A 14,711-nucleotide genomic window follows, 5' to 3' on the forward strand; every position below is an offset into this window, starting at 1 on the left:
CGGGCCGCCGCAGTGTTGGTGCGGGTGGTGCGTCAGCCGGGCATGAGTCCGGCCGCCCTGGCCCAGCGGTATTTCGCGCCGAGCACGGCCACGGGCTTCTCCGTGGTGTAGGGGTAGGCGACCACGCCGTGGTCGAAGAGGTAATCGCAGGCCTCTTCGACTTCGGTGTCACCGGCCAGTGAGGCTACGACCGGCTTGTGGTTGCCCTTCGCCCTTTCCTCGGCCACGACTCGGGCGACCAGTTCGGCGAAGACCATCGGGGGGGTGACGATGGTGTGCCAGTAACCGAGCACGAGCGCGTGGATCCGGGGGTCGGCGAGGCCCAGCCTGAGGGTGTTCTCGTAGGTCAGGGGCGGTTCGCCGCCCGTGATGTCGATCGGGTTGCCCGCCGCTCCGAAGGGCGGGATGTAGGCGCGGAACGCCTCGTCGAGGTCGGGCGGGATCTCCATGAGAGTCAGGCCGTTGTCGACGCAGGCGTCGGAGAGGAGCACGCCGGAGCCGCCCGCTCCGGTGATGATCACGACGTTCTCCCCCTGCGGGGTCGGCATGATCGGCAGGGATCGGGCGTATTCCAGCATGTCGTTGAGGCCCGGGGCGCGGACGACACCGGCCTGCCGGAGGATGTCGTCGTAGACCTTGTCGTCACCGGCCAGGGCGCCGGTGTGGGATCCGGCGGCGCGTGCGCCCATGGCGGTCCGGCCCGCCTTGAGCACGATCACCGGCTTCGTCTTGACGATCCGCCGGACGGCGTCGACGAAGCCGCGCCCGTCTTTGAGGTCTTCGAGATGCATGGCGACACATTTGGTGTTGTCGTCCTGCTCGAAGAAGGTGAGGAGGTCGTCTTCGTCGACGTCGGCCTTGTTGCCGACCCCGACGATGGCGGAGACCCCCATTCGGGTGGTGCGGCTGAAGCCCAGGATCGCCATCCCGATGCCGCCGCTCTGCGAGGTCAGCGCGACGCTGCCGCGCACGTCGTAGGGGGTGCAGAAGGTCGCGCAGAGGTTCTCGGGCGTGTAGTAGTAGCCGTAGATGTTGGGCCCGAGCATGCGCACGCCGTGTTTGCGGGCGATCTCGACGATCTCCTGCTGGCCCTCGACGTTGCCGGTCTCGGCGAAGCCCGAGGGGATCATGATCGCCCCCGCGACGCCCTTCTCCCCGGCGGCCTCCAGGGCGGCCGGCACGAACGCGGCCGGAATGGCGAAGACCGCGACGTCGATCTCACCGGGCACGTCGGTGATGCTCCGGTAGGCGGGTAACCCGAGGATTTCCGTGGACTTCGGGTTGATCGGGTAGATGTTGCCCCGATAGCCACCGTTGATCAGGTTGCGCATGACCGAGTTGCCGATCTTGCCGTCTTCGCCGGAGGCGCCGATGACGGCGACGGCCCGGGGATGGAAGATGCGGTTCATCTTGGCCAGGATCTCCTCGCGCGGGATGCGCGGGGTCTCCACGGGAGCCTCGGCCGACAGGATGATGCGCACGTCAGCGGCCACTGCGCCGTTCGCGGACGCGAAGACGGGGTTGAGGTCGGCCTCGGCGATCTCGGGGAAGTCGGCGACCAGCGCGCCGACGCGTTCGATCATGGTCGACAGGGCCGCCCGGTCGGCCGGTGCGGCTCCGCGAACCCCACGCAGCACTTCGGCCGCCTTGATGTCATCCAGCATCGCCAGGGAATCATGCACTGTTAGGGGGGCGAGCCGGAAGGTCACGTCCTTTAACACTTCGACCAACGTTCCGCCCAGGCCGAAGGCGACCACCTTGCCGAACGTCGGGTCGGTCACCGCACCGATGATCACTTCGTGCCCGCCGCCGACCATCTGCTGCACCTGGACGCCGTCGATGACGGCTCCGGCGTTGTAGGCGTGGGCGTTGGCCAGGATCTGCTCGTAGCCGGCGCGGACGGCCTCGGCCGAACTCACGCCCACCAGGACGCCGCCGGCCTCGGTCTTGTGCAGGATGTCCGGGGAGACGATCTTCAGCACCACCGGGAACCCGATCGAGGCGGCCAGCGCGACGGCATCGTCGGCCGAGGTGGCCAGACCCTCACCTGGGGTCGCGATGCCATAGGCGTCGCAGACGCGCTTGCCCTCGGGGGCGGTCAGCGCGGTGCGCCCTTCGGCGCGCGCCTTGTCGAGGATCTCGCGAACCTCTGCCGACATGTCAGATCACTCCGTTCGTCTTCAGCTCGGCCAGCTCATCGGCCGTGACCCCGAGCCGCGTGAAAATCTCGTGGTTGTGCTCTCCGAGCAGCGGCGGAGTGGTGATGTCGACCGGGGAGTCGGAGAGCTGGAGGGGGCTGCCGACCGTCGTGAACTCCCCGCGTGCGGGGTGGGCGACGGTGACGACCGCGCCCTCCGCGCGCAGCGACTCGTCGTCGATGAGTTCGGCGGTGGACAGGATCGGCCCGCACGGCACGTTGGCCGCGTTGAGCCGGTCGAGGACGGTCCATTTGTCGTGCTGGCTCGACCACTCTTCGATGAGCTGGAACATCTTGTCGAGCTTGGTGAGCCGCGCCTCGGGGGTGGCCCACTCGGGGTCGTCGGCCAGCTCGGGCCGGCCGATGATCTCGGAGACGGGCCTCCAGCCGACGGGCTGGACGATGACGTAGATGTAGTCGTTGGGGCCGCCGGGCGCGCACCTGACCGCCCAGCCGGGCTGGCCGCCGCCGGAGGCGTTGCCCGAACGCGGCACCTCGGAGCCGAAGGTGCGGTTCGGATACTCCTTCAGCGCGCCGTGGGCCAGCCGCTGCTGGTCGCGCAGCTTGACCCGGCACAGGTTGAGCACGGCGTGCTGCATGGCGACCTGCACCCGCTGCCCCTGGCCGCTGGACTCGCGCTGGTAGAGCGCGGCCAGGATGCCGGCCACGGCGTGGACGCCGGTGCCCGAGTCGCCGATCTGCGCGCCCGTCGCCAGCGGCGGGCCCTCTTCGAACCCGGTCGTGGCCATCGAGCCGCCCATCGCCTGGGCGATCACCTCGTAGGCCTTGAAGTCGGCGTAGCGGCCGGCGCCGAAGCCCTTGATCGAGGCGTAGATCAAGCGGGGGTTGAGCTCGCGCAGGCGCTCCCACGGGAAGCCCATGCGGTCGACCGCGCCGGGGCCGAAGTTCTCCACCAGGATGTCGGACTCCTGGACGAGCTTGACGAACAGCTCCTTGCCGCGCTGGCTCTTCATGTTCAGCGTGATGCTGCGCTTGTTGCAGTTGAGCATCGTGAAGTAGAGGCTGTCGACGCCCGGCAGGTCACGCAGCTGGCTGCGGGTGATGTCGCCGGTGGGAGCCTCCAGCTTGACGACGTCGGCGCCGAGCCACGCGAGCAGCTGCGTGGCGGACGGGCCCGACTGCACATGGGTCATGTCGAGGACGCGGACGCCCTCCAAGGCCTTGGGCATTCCGCTCCCTACTTGTACATCGTCTGGTTCATGGTCCCGGGGGCGTAGACCTCCGGGTCGACCCACACGTTGATCAGCGCGGGCTTGCCCGACTCGCGGGCGCGCTCGAGCGCGGGGCGGATGTCGGCGGGGTCGCGGACCTCTTCGCCGTGGCCGCCGAGCATGCGGGCGAACTCGTCGTAGCGGACGTCGCCGAGGGTGTTGCCGACGCGGCCGCGGTTCTCGCCGTATTTGGCGGCCTGGCCGTAGCGGATCTGGTTCATCGACGAGTTGTTGCCGATGACGCCGATGAACGGCAGGTTGAACCGGACCATCGTCTCGAAGTCCCACCCGGTGAGGGAGAAGGCGCCGTCGCCGAACAGGCACAGCACCTCCTTGTCGGGCTCGGCGTATTTGGCGGCCATCGCGAAGGCGACGCCGACGCCGAGGGTGCCGAGGGGGCCCGGGTCCATCCAGTGGCCTGGCGACTTGGGCTGCACGACCTGGCCGGAGAAGGTGACGATGTCGCCGCCGTCGCCGATGTAGATGGTGTCTTCGGTCAGGAACTCGTTGATCTCGTGGACCAGCCGGTAGGGGTCGATGGGCTGGGCGGACGACAGCTGGCGCGGCAGGCGCTTCTGGAAGGCCTGGTTCTCGACCGTGCGCAGCTCCTCGAGCCACACCTTGCGCTTGGCGGCGCCGGTGTCGACCCGGCCGGAGGCGGCCTGCGCGGCGGCGGCCAGGATCAGCCCCGCGTCGCCGACGATGCCCAGGTCGATGTCGCGGTTCTTGCCGACCGTGCGGTAGTCGAGGTCGATCTGCACGACCGACGCCGAGGGGGACAGCCGCTTGCCGTAGCCCATGCGGAAGTCGAACGGAGTGCCGACGATGATGATCAGGTCGGCCTCGTTGAACGCGTAGCGCCGCGACAGCTGGAAGTGGTGGGGGTCGCCGGGCGGGAGGGTGCCCCGGCCGCTGCCGTTCATGTAGGCGGGGACGTTGAGGGCGCGGACGAAATCGATCGCGGCGTCGGTGCCGCGGGTCGTCCAGACCTGGCTGCCGAGGAGCACGCAGGGCTTCTCGGAGTGGACGAGCAGGTCGGCCAGGCGCTCGATCGCGTCGGGGTCGCCGGCCTGGCGGGTGGAGGCGCGGTAGCGACCGGCCTGGGGGATGCGGGCCTTCTCCAGCGGCACGCTGGCGTCGAGCACGTCGCGCGGGATCTCCAGGAACGACGGGCCGGGCGCGCCGTTGTAGCACTCACGGAAGGCCATCGACACGATGTCGGCGACCCGCTCGGTCGACGGGACGGTCGCGGCGAACTTGGTGATCGGCGTCATCATGTCGACGTGGGGCAGGTCCTGCAGCGAGCCCATCTTGTGCTGGCTCAGGGCGCCCTGGCCGCCGATCAGCAACATCGGGCTCTCGGCGCGGAAGGCGTTGGCCACGCCCGTCACCGCGTCGGTGGTGCCGGGGCCCGCGGTGACCACGGCGCAGCCGGGCTTGCCGGTGATGCGTGCGTAGCCGTCGGCCGCGTGGGCGGCGACCTGCTCGTGGCGCACGTCGATCACGTCGATGCCCTCGTCGACACAGCCGTCGTAGATGTCGATGATGTGGCCGCCGCAGAGGGTGAAGATCACGTCGATCCCCTCCGCCTTGAGCGCCTTCGCGACCAGGTGACCTCCGGAGATCTGGTCCGGGGCTGGTTCCGTCATCAGGGCCGTCCTCTCAAAGACGTTCTGTCAGAACGTTCTGAATTGCGTCTACGCCATACTGCATACCGTATGAGGATTATGGTTACCCCCGAGATCTGAGGATGTCCATACCTTTCCGGCGGGTTACAAGATTTCGAACTGGTTACTAGGCCGGGACGGCCAGTGACTCCACCGGCCCGCCCGCCCAACCCGGGGGAACGACGGCCAGGGCATCGGCCATCGCCACGTCACGCAGGCATCGGGGCCGGTCAGCGCCCACGGGGATGACCCCGCGCGCCGATCTCCGGACCGGCGCCGGCCGAGTGTCGCGGGAATGACGCGCGGTCAGGCACGTCGTCCCCCGCCGCCTGGTGTGCGCGCCCGGCTCACCGGATCCGCCGATCAGCAGGAGCGCCTTCTCGGCCGTGTACGGCACCACGAAGGTGACCCCGCCTGGGATCACCAACCCCGACAGCTGTCTCCACGGCCTCACCCGGGTCGAGCGGCAGGTCACTGACCTGCGCGGAAGGTGGATGCGAGAGCACGGTCATGGGTTGGCCTCCTTGACGACGCTGCTGCCATACCGTATACCGAATGCACTGTCGACGCGAGAACGGAGCTAGTGTGAAGGTCGCTGTTCTTGGCGCCGGCGCCATCGGCGCGTATGTGGGGGCCGCCCTGCATCGCGCCGGCGTCGAGGTCCATCTCATCGCCCGCGGGGAACATCTCGCGGCCATGCGTGAGTCAGGCGTGCGCGTGCTCAGCCCACGCGGTGACTTCACCGCCCACCCGCACGTCACCGACGATCCCCGCGAGGTCGGCCCGGTCGACCACGTCTTCCTCGGCCTGAAAGCCAACTCCTACGCTGCGGCCGGTCAGATGATCGCGCCGATGCTCCACGACTCCACCAGCGTCATCGCCGCCCAGAACGGCATCCCGTGGTGGTATTTCCACCGACTCGGCGGCTCCTACGACGGCTACCGCATCGAGAGCGTCGACCCCGGCGGCTCGGTGACCGAGGCCCTCTCCCTTGACCGCGCGATCGGGTGCGTCGTCTACGCCGCCACCGAGATCGAGGCCCCCGGCGTGATCCGCCACCTTGAGGGAACCCGCTTCTCCATCGGCGAACCCAGCGGCGAACTGACCGCCAGGTGCGTCGAGTTCAGCAACGCCATGGTCGCCGGCGACCTCAAGTGCCCGGTCGAGGCCGACCTCCGCAACGACATCTGGGTCAAGCTGATGGGCAACGTCGCGTTCAACCCGATCAGCGCGCTCGCGCGGGCCACGATGGCGGGCATCTGCCGCCACGACGGCGCCCGGGGCCTGGTCAGAACCATGATGGAAGAGACGGTCGCGGTGGCCAAGGCGGTCGGCTGCGACCCTCACATCTCGATCGACCGGCGTCTTGCCGGGGCCGAGAAGGCCGGCGAGCACAAGACGTCCACCCTCCAGGACCTGGAGAAGGGCAAGCCGCTCGAACTCGACGTGCTACTCGCCGCCGTGGTCGAACTGGCCGACCTGACCAAGACACCGGTGCCGACCCTGCGTGCGATCCATGCCGTCACCGACCTCCTTGACACTCAGACACGACTCATGAGAACCGCATGAAACGGGATCAACCGATTCCGGCGATCACCTTGGGAGAACCTTTGACGTCCGCCTCAGCGAGGGAGCGGACCAACGCGTCGTCGTGAATGGTCCCATTGGGTCAGGGGCATGACTCGCGGACCCCTTTCACGATGGCGACGGGATGCCGGATGGCGACGTTCGCCCCCTCGTCACCGGCATCCCGGATGCGTATTTCGTCCCTTACGTGAACTTTAGAATCTCTTAGCCGTCTTCGGTCACTGATTAGGGGATCACTCTCCGTGTCAATGACGTGACGAACCGGAGGGGCTAACAGATGCGAGTCGCGGCGACTGTCGGATTGATCGTGCTGGCCGGGTGTGTGGCATGTGGCGCCAACCAGGACCAGAAGCCCGCGACGACGGTGCAGGTCAAACCGGCGGCGATCAAGCCCGTGAGCGCGGCCAACGCCAAGGCTGTCAAGGCCAACGAACTGGGCCAGATCCCGGTCCTGATGTATCACCGCATCATCGAGAACCCGGCCACCCAGGACGACCGCACACCCAAGCAGTTCCGCACCGAGCTCGAGCGGCTGGCCAAGGAAGGCTACGTGCCGGTCACGGCGGCCGAATATGTGACCGGGAAGATCGACATTCCGGCCGGGAAGCACCCGGTCGTGCTGACCTTCGACGACTCGTCGCCGTCGCAGGTCACCCTCGACGGGACCGGCACCCCGGCGAAGGACACGGCGGTGGCGATCCTGCTGGAGGCGGGGGCGAAGCATCCGGGCTTCCGCCCCGTGGCGACCTTCTATGTGACGCGGGACATGTTCGGCAAGAGCAGCCAGTCCGAGCAGGCGCAGATCATCGCCTGGCTCAAGCAGCACGGCTTCGAGCTCGGCAACCACACGAAAGACCACACCAACCTGATGGGCAAGCCGAAGCAGGTCGTGATCGACGAGGTCACCAACGGCCACAAGCTGATCACCGACCTCAACGGCGGCCCGGTGGTCACCCTGGCGCTCCCCTACGGCAACCAGCCGAAGACGAAGGAGTGGGCGCTCAAGGGCAATGAGAAGGGAGTGAAGTACAACTACTCCGGCGTGTTCCTGGCGGGCTACATGCCGGCCCAGTCGCCGTTCAGCAGCGCGTTCGACGCGCTGGGCATCCCGCGCATCCGGTCGATGGACAAGAAGGGCGACTGCGCGAAGTTCTGCTCGACGGGCTGGCTCGACTGGCTGAAGGACAACCCGGGCGAGCGCTACACCAGCGACGGCGACGCGCGCACGGTCGCGTTCCCGAAGTTCCAGGAGACGATGCTGGCGCCGGGCGCGAAGACAAAGGCACTCGCCTACTAAAGGATCATCTTTCCGCCAAGATCGGCTAAGTCCGGTCTGTTCGGTGATCATCCTGGGAATTTCGCCCCCATGCGGACATATATGGTCGTCAGCCTCGGATTCGGGCTGGCGTTGATCACCGGATCGGCTGCCTTCGCCGACTCGGCGGATAGAGAGCACGGCCGCCACGCCGTGAAGGACCGGCACCACAAGCACGTACAGGAGAACAGGCAGCACGGGCGCCCGACCGTGAACCGTGACCACAACACACGGGACCGGCGCCCGGCTGCGACCCGCACCCACGTCGCGGCGAACAACCGCGCCGGCCAGGGGCGCCCGAACGTGCGCTATCGGTTCGCCAACACGCGCAACGATCATCCGACCGCGCAGCACCGCCACGAGGAACCACGTCACGCGCACCCGAACACGCCCGCACGGCACCACGACGCCCATCCCGGGCACGCTCAGCACGGCAACAACCATCACGCGAACGCCCATCAAGGGCACGCGCACCACGCGAACAGCCAACACGCGAACGCCCACCACGCGAACGCCCATCACGGGCACGCGCACCACGCGAACGGCCACCACGCGAACGCCCATCACGGGAACGCTCAGCCCGCGAGCCACCAGCGCCACGAGGAGTCCCGGCGCCGCGAGCACCGGCGTCCCGAAGTCATGAAGTTCGGTGAGAAGAGCCACCAGATCCGGGCGATGAAGCAGCGCCTGCGGATGCTGGGCTTCGACTCCGGCGTCGACGACGGCCGCTACGGCGAGACCACGCGGTACGCCGTCTGGGCCTTCCAGAAGGTCAACGGGCTGCGCATGACCAACCGCATCGACCAGGACACGATGCGGGCGCTCCGCCACCCGCGCCGGGTCAGACCGCTGGTCCGCCCCAAGCTCACCAACCGGGTGGAGATCGACGTCCGACGTCAGCTGCTGACCATCTGGCGCAACGGCAGGGCCGACCTCACGACGCACATCTCGACCGGCGCCAACCGGTCGTACTGCGACAACGGCCACTGCGGCTTCGCGCGCACCCCCGCCGGCACCTTCTCAGCGGGGACGCGCGCACCGGGCTGGACGACGAGCCCGCTCGGCACGATGTTCAACTCGATCTACTTCAACGGCGGCATCGCCATGCACGGATCATCGCAGGTACCGAAATATCCGGCCTCACACGGATGCATCCGGATTCCGATTCACACTTCGAAGATCGTGTACGCCATGGTCAAGTCAGGCGAACCCGTCCATGTTCACGGCGCGCAAAGCAAGTATGTCTAGTTCTGATAGGGATCATGCTCCGCGAGGAGCCGGTCGAGTCTGGCCTGGTCGACCCGGGCCACCACGGCCGTCTCCTCCTGCCGGTCGCGGATCACCTTGGCCAGCGTGAACGACGCGGTCACCAGGTAGAAGACGCCGACGGCGAAGAACGACCTGATCCAAGGGTCCACGGGCAGGTAGGCGACCCCGAGCGTGAGGGCGCCGAGCGCCAGTCCGAACGAGATGACGGACTGGGCGAAATAGGCGGACGTGGTCTTATTTCGGACGGGCTTGCTCATAGGCCAATGCTGGCGGTCCGGCCAGAGGGCGGACCTGAGTTCCGCATCCCAAGTTACCGGTGAGTAGCGCATGAGTAGCCGGCCTCCCCGAGGAAGAGCGGCGCGGAAACGACCCGGCGAGTTGCCCTGACTCAGACGACAACCTAAAGTTGTCAACATGGAGCCATCAGAGTTACTCGCCCGCGCACGCAAACGCGCGGCCAACCCCTCTGACCCGCTGGAAACCCTGGCCGCAGCCAACGAGCTGAGCCAGGAGCTGACCCGCGACGCCGACGCCTTGATCGATCTGGCGGTCCGCGACGCCCGCGCCGCGGGCACCTCCTGGACGGCCATCGGTGACCGCCTCGGCGTGTCGAAGCAGGCCGCACGCAAGCGTTTCACCCGCAATTTCACCCACCCGTTCACGGCCCGCAAGGTCCGGCGCGCGGCGGCCTGCTCGTTCTGCCGCAAGCCACCCAACCCACACCTGCACATGGTCTACGGCGAGGGTGGCCGGATCTGCGCCGAGTGCGTCGCGCTGGCCGCCGAGATCGTCGCCGACAAGGCGAAGACCAAGTAAGCGGAGAACTACGTCACCGTCACCTGACGCTGATACCGCTCGTCCCGCCAGATGCCCTTGCCGATGATCTCGGCGAGGGCGTCCGCGGCGTCGTACACATCGACGTAGCGCAGGTAGAGCGGGGTGAAACCGAACCGCATGATGTCGGGGGCGCGGAAGTCGCCGTGCACCCCGTGGTCGATCATGGCCCGCATGATCGGATAGCCGTTCTCGTGGCGGAAGCTGATCTGGCTGCCGCGCCCGGCCGGGTCGCGCGGGGTGGCGAGTTCGAGCCCGAGGTGCTCGGTCAGCTCGATGAACATCTCGGTCAGCCCGACGCTCTTGGCCCGCACCGAGCGGATGTCGACCTTCTGCCACAGTTCCAGCGAGGCGCCCAGCGCGGTCAGCGACAGGATCGGCGGGGTGCCGACGGCGAACCGGCGGATCCCGTTCGCGGGCCGGTAGTCCGGCTCGAACGCGAACGGCGAGACATGGCCGTGCCAGCCCCGCAGCACCGGCTCGGCCTCCGACAGGTGCCCGGGCGCGCAGTAGAGATAGGCCGGCGCTCCGGGCCCGCCGTTCAGATATTTGTACGTGCATCCGACCGCGAAGTCGATCGCGCCCACCTCGACGGGCAGCGCCCCCGCGCTGTGGCACAGGTCCCAGACCGCCAGCGCCCCGGCGGCGTGCACGAGCGCCGTGTCGGCGGCCATGTCCCGCAGCGCGCCGGTCCGGTAGTCGACCTGCGACAGCAGGACCACCGCGACGTCTTCATCCAGGTTCTCGGAAAGCGAACCGTCGGGACCGAAATCACGCACGTTCAGGTCGAAGCCCGCCGCAAGACCCTGGACCGCGTACCGATCGGTCGGAAAGCCCTCGGACTCCACCACAACAGTCCGCCGGCCCGGACGCAGCCGGACGGCGGCCGACATCACTTTGAAGATCGAGACCGAAGTGGACTCGCCGCAGAGCACCGTGCCGGGGGCCGCGCCGATCAATTGGGCCAGCCGGTCGCCGATCACCTCGGGCAGATTCCACCATCCGGCGGTGTTCCAGCTCTGCCCCAGGTCACGCCCCCACTCGGTGGTCACCGTGTGGGCGACGGCCTCGGCCGTGCGCCGCGGCAGCGCGCCGAGCGAGTTGCCGAGCATGTAGACCACGTTCTCCGGCAGGACGAACTCCGCACGGAAACCACGAAGGGGATCGGCGGAGTCGAGGGCGGCGCAGCCGGCGCGGGTGATGCTCATGCGAGACATCATCTCCAGAAATATCCTGACTCGGCAGCCCAATGCGTCACCAATGGCTGGCTTCCCATTGGGCCACCTTCTGGTGACCATTTACGGCTGAGTTCTGCAACCCTTTAAACCCTGACCGCAAGTGCCATGGGGTGTCCGGAACGACCGGCCCAATGGATGCCAAAAAGGACACAGTCATGTTGCTGGCATGGGACCTATGGGGACATGTCGTCATCGCCACCCTCTTGACCATTCCGGCCGGATGGGGTGTCGCCCACCTGCTGACTCGGCTCCGGGAGCGTTCCAAACATCCCGAACCTGCGCGGACGGCGTACGCGGACGTCTTCATCGTGATCGGCACGGCGCCGTGGATCTGGATGATTCTCACTCCCGGTGACCCCTCGACTCCTGGCCGGGCGGTCGGTCTGCTTCCCTTTCACGATCTTGCACAGGTTGTGACGGGCCCGGCCTCGACGGCGTTCGTGCAGGTCGGAGGCAACCTTCTGGTGTTCGCCGCACTGGGGGCGCTTTTGCCCCTCAGGTCTCAAAAGTTGGCTCGTTTGAAGATCGTCGCAGCCGTCGCGGCGGCCGGATCTCTTACCGTCGAGTTACTTCAATACGGCCTGGAGCTCCACCGTGTGTCGTCAGTCGATGACATCCTGCTGAACACGACGGGTGCCGTCCTGGCTGCGGTCATGACTCAGCGTTGGTGGCCCGGGTGAATACCGGCTTGCACCGTTCCATGGTAACGGGCTGCACAAACCGCTGAAGATCGCCACAGGGGCCCGATTCGCTCAAATTGGGCTCGGGACCAACCTTTCTCGCTGTGCGATCGTGGACAAGACGGGGCAAGTTCTCTGGAGACGCTAACCCCCCGTTGGTGACAGAGGGTGATCAAACGTGACTGAGTCCCCGGTGCATCACGAGCCCCCCATCTACCGGCGTATCGCCGACCGGCTGCGCACGCAGATCCTGTCCGGCGAACTCCGCGATGGGGAGCGGCTACCGGGCGAAAACGCCCTCATGACCGAGTACGGCATAGCGCGTGCCACCGCACGGCAGGCGCTGGCTGTCTTGATCAATGAGGGCCTGGCAGTTCCACGTCGAGGCTCGGGGGTCTATGTGAGGCTGTTTCGACCCATCAGACGGCATGGGTCACGACGACTGTCCCGCGAACAGTGGGGGCAAGGACGTGCGATCTGGGACTCCGATACCCGGGGCAGGGCTTACACCGTCGACGAGGTCCACATCGAACGGCTGCCGGCGAGCGAGGACATCGGGCGCGTCCTCGACGCCGACGAGGTCTGGATCCGAAGAAGGCGCTACAACGTGGACGGCAGGCCCGTCCAGCTGGCCGTCTCCCACTTCCCCGCCGACCTGGTGGAAGGAACCGCCATCACCCTGCCCGACACGGGCCCTGGCGGCGTCTACGCCCGCCTGGGCGACCTCGGCTACCTTCCGGCCCATTTCACCGAGGAATTACGCGCACGGATGCCACAGCCCCAGGAGGCCGAGCTCCTCCATCTGCCGCCGGGCAACCCGATCATCGTCGTGGTGCGCACGGCGTACACCTCGGGAGGCATACCGGTTGAGCTGAACGAGATGACACTCGACGCGGCTTCGTATGTACTCCAGTACGACTTCGATGCGTAGTTCAAGTTGAAAAATCAGACGATAGGTGGACCTGTCCTCCCAGGATCTTGTCTTCTCTAGAGATGTCCCGCACCTTGAGAGAGAGACGTCAAGGAGATCGGGGTACACCCGGGGCGGCTCGGCGAGGGGAAAGGTGGGCAGATGTCCTTTGACCGGCATCTTGCCGAGATTGCCCGCGAGTATCCGGAATGGACTATCTGGCGGAGTGATGCGGGACGGTGGTGGGCTACCCGGCACCATCCGCTGACATCCGCACAGCGCGAGGCCGGCTGCGCGATGACCATCGACGCGGACGAGCCGGAGGGATTACGCCAGTTGTTACGCGACCAAGAGGAACGTGCCAATTCGGCGGATCCCTGATGCCCACCGAAGCGCGGAAGCCTCCGACCCTATCGGGGGCGGAGGCTTCCGCTTTCACATACACAGACCCCCGTGGGGGCGCTTTCCACTGGTGCCAGCCAAAAAAGGGCGCTCTCACGGGGCACCACACCGGCCGCCGACGACGTCGGCCGGAGCGCAGCAGCGGGTACGACCGGCAGCCGTCCCCGCTCACCGAACGGCGGTGGGCCCGCCGCCACCCCATTGGCGGGCCCATCTCCTCCAACTACGCGCCGCGGGCATCCATCGGAGGCAGCCCGCGTCGCAGGTCCACCGGCGCGGCAGCGACGGCGGGATCACGGTCGACGATCACGTGCTCGTCATCGGAGTCATCCTCCTCGGCGGCCTGATCAACCTGCTCATCGGAACCGGCGGCGTCCGGGGAAGGCGTGGCTGCCGGCTGCGCGGTCGCCGCCGGAACCTCTTCCTCTTCCTCCTCGGCCCGAAGTGCCGGGATCTCCTCGTCGATGGACGGGGCCGGCGGCAGCACCGAGGCCTCGTCGATCAGCGTGCCGGCGGCCTGCTCGCGGTGCAGCAGATCGCCCAGCACGGCGCCGATCTCGTTGAGGCGGCGCATCACCTCGGTGTGGGTGTCGGTCAAATAGACCACACGCCGTCCGGTGTGCTCGTCAAGGAGTCCCGCACGCTGCTTGGCCGAAGTCAAGGTCTGGTCGGACGCCGAGTTCGCGTCGGTCACCAGCTTCTCCGACTCCAGCGTCGCGGCGGTGATCCGCCGGTCGGCCTCGGCCCGCGCGTCCCGCACCGTCTCCTCGGCCTCGGCGTTGGCGGTGGCCACCTTCTCCTCCGCCTCGGCCCCGGCCTGCGCCAGCAGGCGCTCGGCCGACGAGGTCGCGTCGTGGATGCGCCGCTCGGCCTCCTCCTGCGCCGCGGCCCTGATCGAGTCGGCCTGCTCCCGGGCCGTGGTCACCACGCGGTCGGCCTCGTTGGCCGCAAGGTCACGCGTCTGCGACGCCGCGCTCTCCGAGGCCTCCTTGTTGGCCCGCGCCTCTTCGTGGGCGAGCTTGAGGATCTGGCTCAGCCGCTCTCCCAGCTCATCGGGGCTCTGCGGAGACTCGGTCAGTTTCCGGCGGGCCTCGGCGAGCTCCAGCCGGCTCTGCTCGGCTTGGTCAATGGTACGTGCCAGGCGCTCCTCAAGATCACGAATCTGGTTCCGGGTACGGATCATGTAGTCGTGCACCTGACGGCGGCTGTATCCACGCATGACGACTTCGAACGAGTCGTCGCTCATGAGGTCGGGGAAACTGTCAGTCTGGTTCGTCATGAAGAGCCTTGGGGGAGATGGCGGGAAGACGTATCAAGACACGACTTTCCTGCTATCAGCGCGAACCCGCAACCCGAACCCCGTTATTCGGCCGAGCCTCC

General features: G+C 67.5%; 14 protein-coding genes. 7 read left to right on the forward strand and 7 right to left on the reverse strand.

Annotation, left to right across the window (positions count from 1 at the left end):
• Positions 1 to 32: 32 nt before the first annotated feature.
• The 4 genes from AW272_RS17650 to AW272_RS45605 form a co-directional block, all read right to left on the reverse strand.
• Positions 33 to 2,159, reverse strand: coding sequence for an acetate--CoA ligase family protein (locus AW272_RS17650; protein ID WP_066366196.1), 2,127 nt, complete (start codon positions 2,157 to 2,159; stop codon positions 33 to 35).
• A gap of 1 nt (position 2,160) precedes the next feature.
• Positions 2,161 to 3,387, reverse strand: a complete 1,227-nt coding sequence (gene frc / locus AW272_RS17655; RefSeq protein ID WP_066366198.1) for a formyl-CoA transferase — start codon at positions 3,385 to 3,387, stop codon at positions 2,161 to 2,163.
• Between the two features lie 8 nt (positions 3,388 to 3,395).
• Positions 3,396 to 5,078 carry a thiamine pyrophosphate-binding protein gene (locus AW272_RS17660; RefSeq protein ID WP_066366201.1) on the reverse strand — a complete coding sequence of 561 codons (1,683 nt, stop codon included), beginning with the start codon at positions 5,076 to 5,078 and terminating at the stop codon, positions 3,396 to 3,398.
• A gap of 145 nt (positions 5,079 to 5,223) precedes the next feature.
• Complete coding sequence (locus AW272_RS45605; protein ID WP_066366204.1) at positions 5,224 to 5,523, reverse strand: hypothetical protein; 300 nt, start codon at positions 5,521 to 5,523, stop codon at positions 5,224 to 5,226.
• Between the two features lie 158 nt (positions 5,524 to 5,681).
• On the opposite strand from AW272_RS45605, the gene AW272_RS17670 reads away from it, so the two are divergent.
• The 3 genes from AW272_RS17670 (at position 5,682) to AW272_RS40670 (ending at position 9,246) form a co-directional block, all read left to right on the forward strand.
• The gene (locus tag AW272_RS17670) at positions 5,682 to 6,665 is read left to right on the forward strand and encodes a 2-dehydropantoate 2-reductase (RefSeq protein WP_066366207.1); all 984 of its coding nucleotides are present in this window, start codon (positions 5,682 to 5,684) and stop codon (positions 6,663 to 6,665) included.
• 295 nt (positions 6,666 to 6,960) lie between these two features.
• Positions 6,961 to 7,980: a polysaccharide deacetylase family protein gene (locus AW272_RS17675; protein ID WP_066366209.1), complete on the forward strand. Its 1,020-nt coding sequence runs from the start codon at positions 6,961 to 6,963 to the stop codon at positions 7,978 to 7,980.
• 69 nt (positions 7,981 to 8,049) lie between these two features.
• The gene (locus tag AW272_RS40670; protein WP_083958414.1) at positions 8,050 to 9,246 is read left to right on the forward strand and encodes a L,D-transpeptidase family protein; all 1,197 of its coding nucleotides are present in this window, start codon (positions 8,050 to 8,052) and stop codon (positions 9,244 to 9,246) included.
• On the opposite strand, the gene AW272_RS17685 is transcribed toward AW272_RS40670, so the two are convergent.
• A complete protein-coding gene (locus tag AW272_RS17685; protein WP_066366211.1) occupies positions 9,243 to 9,524 on the reverse strand; it encodes a YiaA/YiaB family inner membrane protein in 282 nt (93 codons plus the stop codon). The genes AW272_RS40670 and AW272_RS17685 overlap by 4 nt on opposite strands.
• Before the next feature lie 157 nt (positions 9,525 to 9,681).
• Here AW272_RS17685 and AW272_RS43190 point away from each other — a divergent pair, with 157 nt between their 5' ends.
• Positions 9,682 to 10,083 (forward strand): ClpX C4-type zinc finger protein, encoded by a 402-nt coding sequence (locus AW272_RS43190; protein WP_066366214.1) that lies wholly within the window; start codon positions 9,682 to 9,684, stop codon positions 10,081 to 10,083.
• An 8-nt stretch (positions 10,084 to 10,091) separates the two neighbouring features.
• Here AW272_RS43190 and kynU read toward each other — a convergent pair whose 3' ends face one another.
• Entirely contained in the window at positions 10,092 to 11,309 is a 1,218-nt protein-coding gene (gene kynU / locus AW272_RS17695) for a kynureninase (protein ID WP_066366215.1), read from the reverse strand.
• A gap of 185 nt (positions 11,310 to 11,494) precedes the next feature.
• Here kynU and AW272_RS17700 point away from each other — a divergent pair, with 185 nt between their 5' ends.
• From AW272_RS17700 to AW272_RS40675, 3 genes are all read left to right on the forward strand, one after another.
• Positions 11,495 to 12,019: a VanZ family protein gene (locus AW272_RS17700; protein ID WP_066366832.1), complete on the forward strand. Its 525-nt coding sequence runs from the start codon at positions 11,495 to 11,497 to the stop codon at positions 12,017 to 12,019.
• 178 nt (positions 12,020 to 12,197) lie between these two features.
• Positions 12,198 to 12,950, forward strand: a complete 753-nt coding sequence (locus tag AW272_RS17705; protein ID WP_066366216.1) for a GntR family transcriptional regulator — start codon at positions 12,198 to 12,200, stop codon at positions 12,948 to 12,950.
• Between the two features lie 141 nt (positions 12,951 to 13,091).
• Positions 13,092 to 13,310, forward strand: a complete 219-nt coding sequence (locus tag AW272_RS40675; protein ID WP_083958415.1) for a hypothetical protein — start codon at positions 13,092 to 13,094, stop codon at positions 13,308 to 13,310.
• Between the two features lie 244 nt (positions 13,311 to 13,554).
• On the opposite strand, the gene AW272_RS17710 is transcribed toward AW272_RS40675, so the two are convergent.
• Positions 13,555 to 14,610 carry a coiled-coil domain-containing protein gene (locus AW272_RS17710; protein ID WP_066366217.1) on the reverse strand — a complete coding sequence of 352 codons (1,056 nt, stop codon included), beginning with the start codon at positions 14,608 to 14,610 and terminating at the stop codon, positions 13,555 to 13,557.
• Positions 14,611 to 14,711 lie beyond the last annotated feature (101 nt).

The organism is Herbidospora mongoliensis, from assembly GCF_001570545.1.
GTDB lineage: Bacteria > Actinomycetota > Actinomycetes > Streptosporangiales > Streptosporangiaceae > Herbidospora > Herbidospora mongoliensis.

Bases quoted from the DNA above. Each gene is read 5' to 3' on its own strand.
- AW272_RS17650 (WP_066366196.1), bottom strand. From the start codon at position 2,159: ATGTCGGCAGAGGTTCGCGAGATCCTCGACAAGGCGCGCGCCGAAGGG.
- frc (WP_066366198.1), bottom strand. From the start codon at position 3,387: ATGCCCAAGGCCTTGGAGGGCGTCCGCGTCCTCGACATGACCCATGTG.
- AW272_RS17660 (WP_066366201.1), bottom strand. From the start codon at position 5,078: ATGACGGAACCAGCCCCGGACCAGATCTCCGGAGGTCACCTGGTCGCG.
- AW272_RS17675 (WP_066366209.1), top strand. From the start codon at position 6,961: ATGCGAGTCGCGGCGACTGTCGGATTGATCGTGCTGGCCGGGTGTGTG.
- AW272_RS40670 (WP_083958414.1), top strand. From the start codon at position 8,050: ATGCGGACATATATGGTCGTCAGCCTCGGATTCGGGCTGGCGTTGATC.
- AW272_RS17685 (WP_066366211.1), bottom strand. From the start codon at position 9,524: ATGAGCAAGCCCGTCCGAAATAAGACCACGTCCGCCTATTTCGCCCAG.
- AW272_RS43190 (WP_066366214.1), top strand. From the start codon at position 9,682: ATGGAGCCATCAGAGTTACTCGCCCGCGCACGCAAACGCGCGGCCAAC.
- kynU (WP_066366215.1), bottom strand. From the start codon at position 11,309: ATGAGCATCACCCGCGCCGGCTGCGCCGCCCTCGACTCCGCCGATCCC.
- AW272_RS17700 (WP_066366832.1), top strand. From the start codon at position 11,495: ATGTTGCTGGCATGGGACCTATGGGGACATGTCGTCATCGCCACCCTC.
- AW272_RS40675 (WP_083958415.1), top strand. From the start codon at position 13,092: ATGTCCTTTGACCGGCATCTTGCCGAGATTGCCCGCGAGTATCCGGAA.
- AW272_RS17710 (WP_066366217.1), bottom strand. From the start codon at position 14,610: ATGACGAACCAGACTGACAGTTTCCCCGACCTCATGAGCGACGACTCG.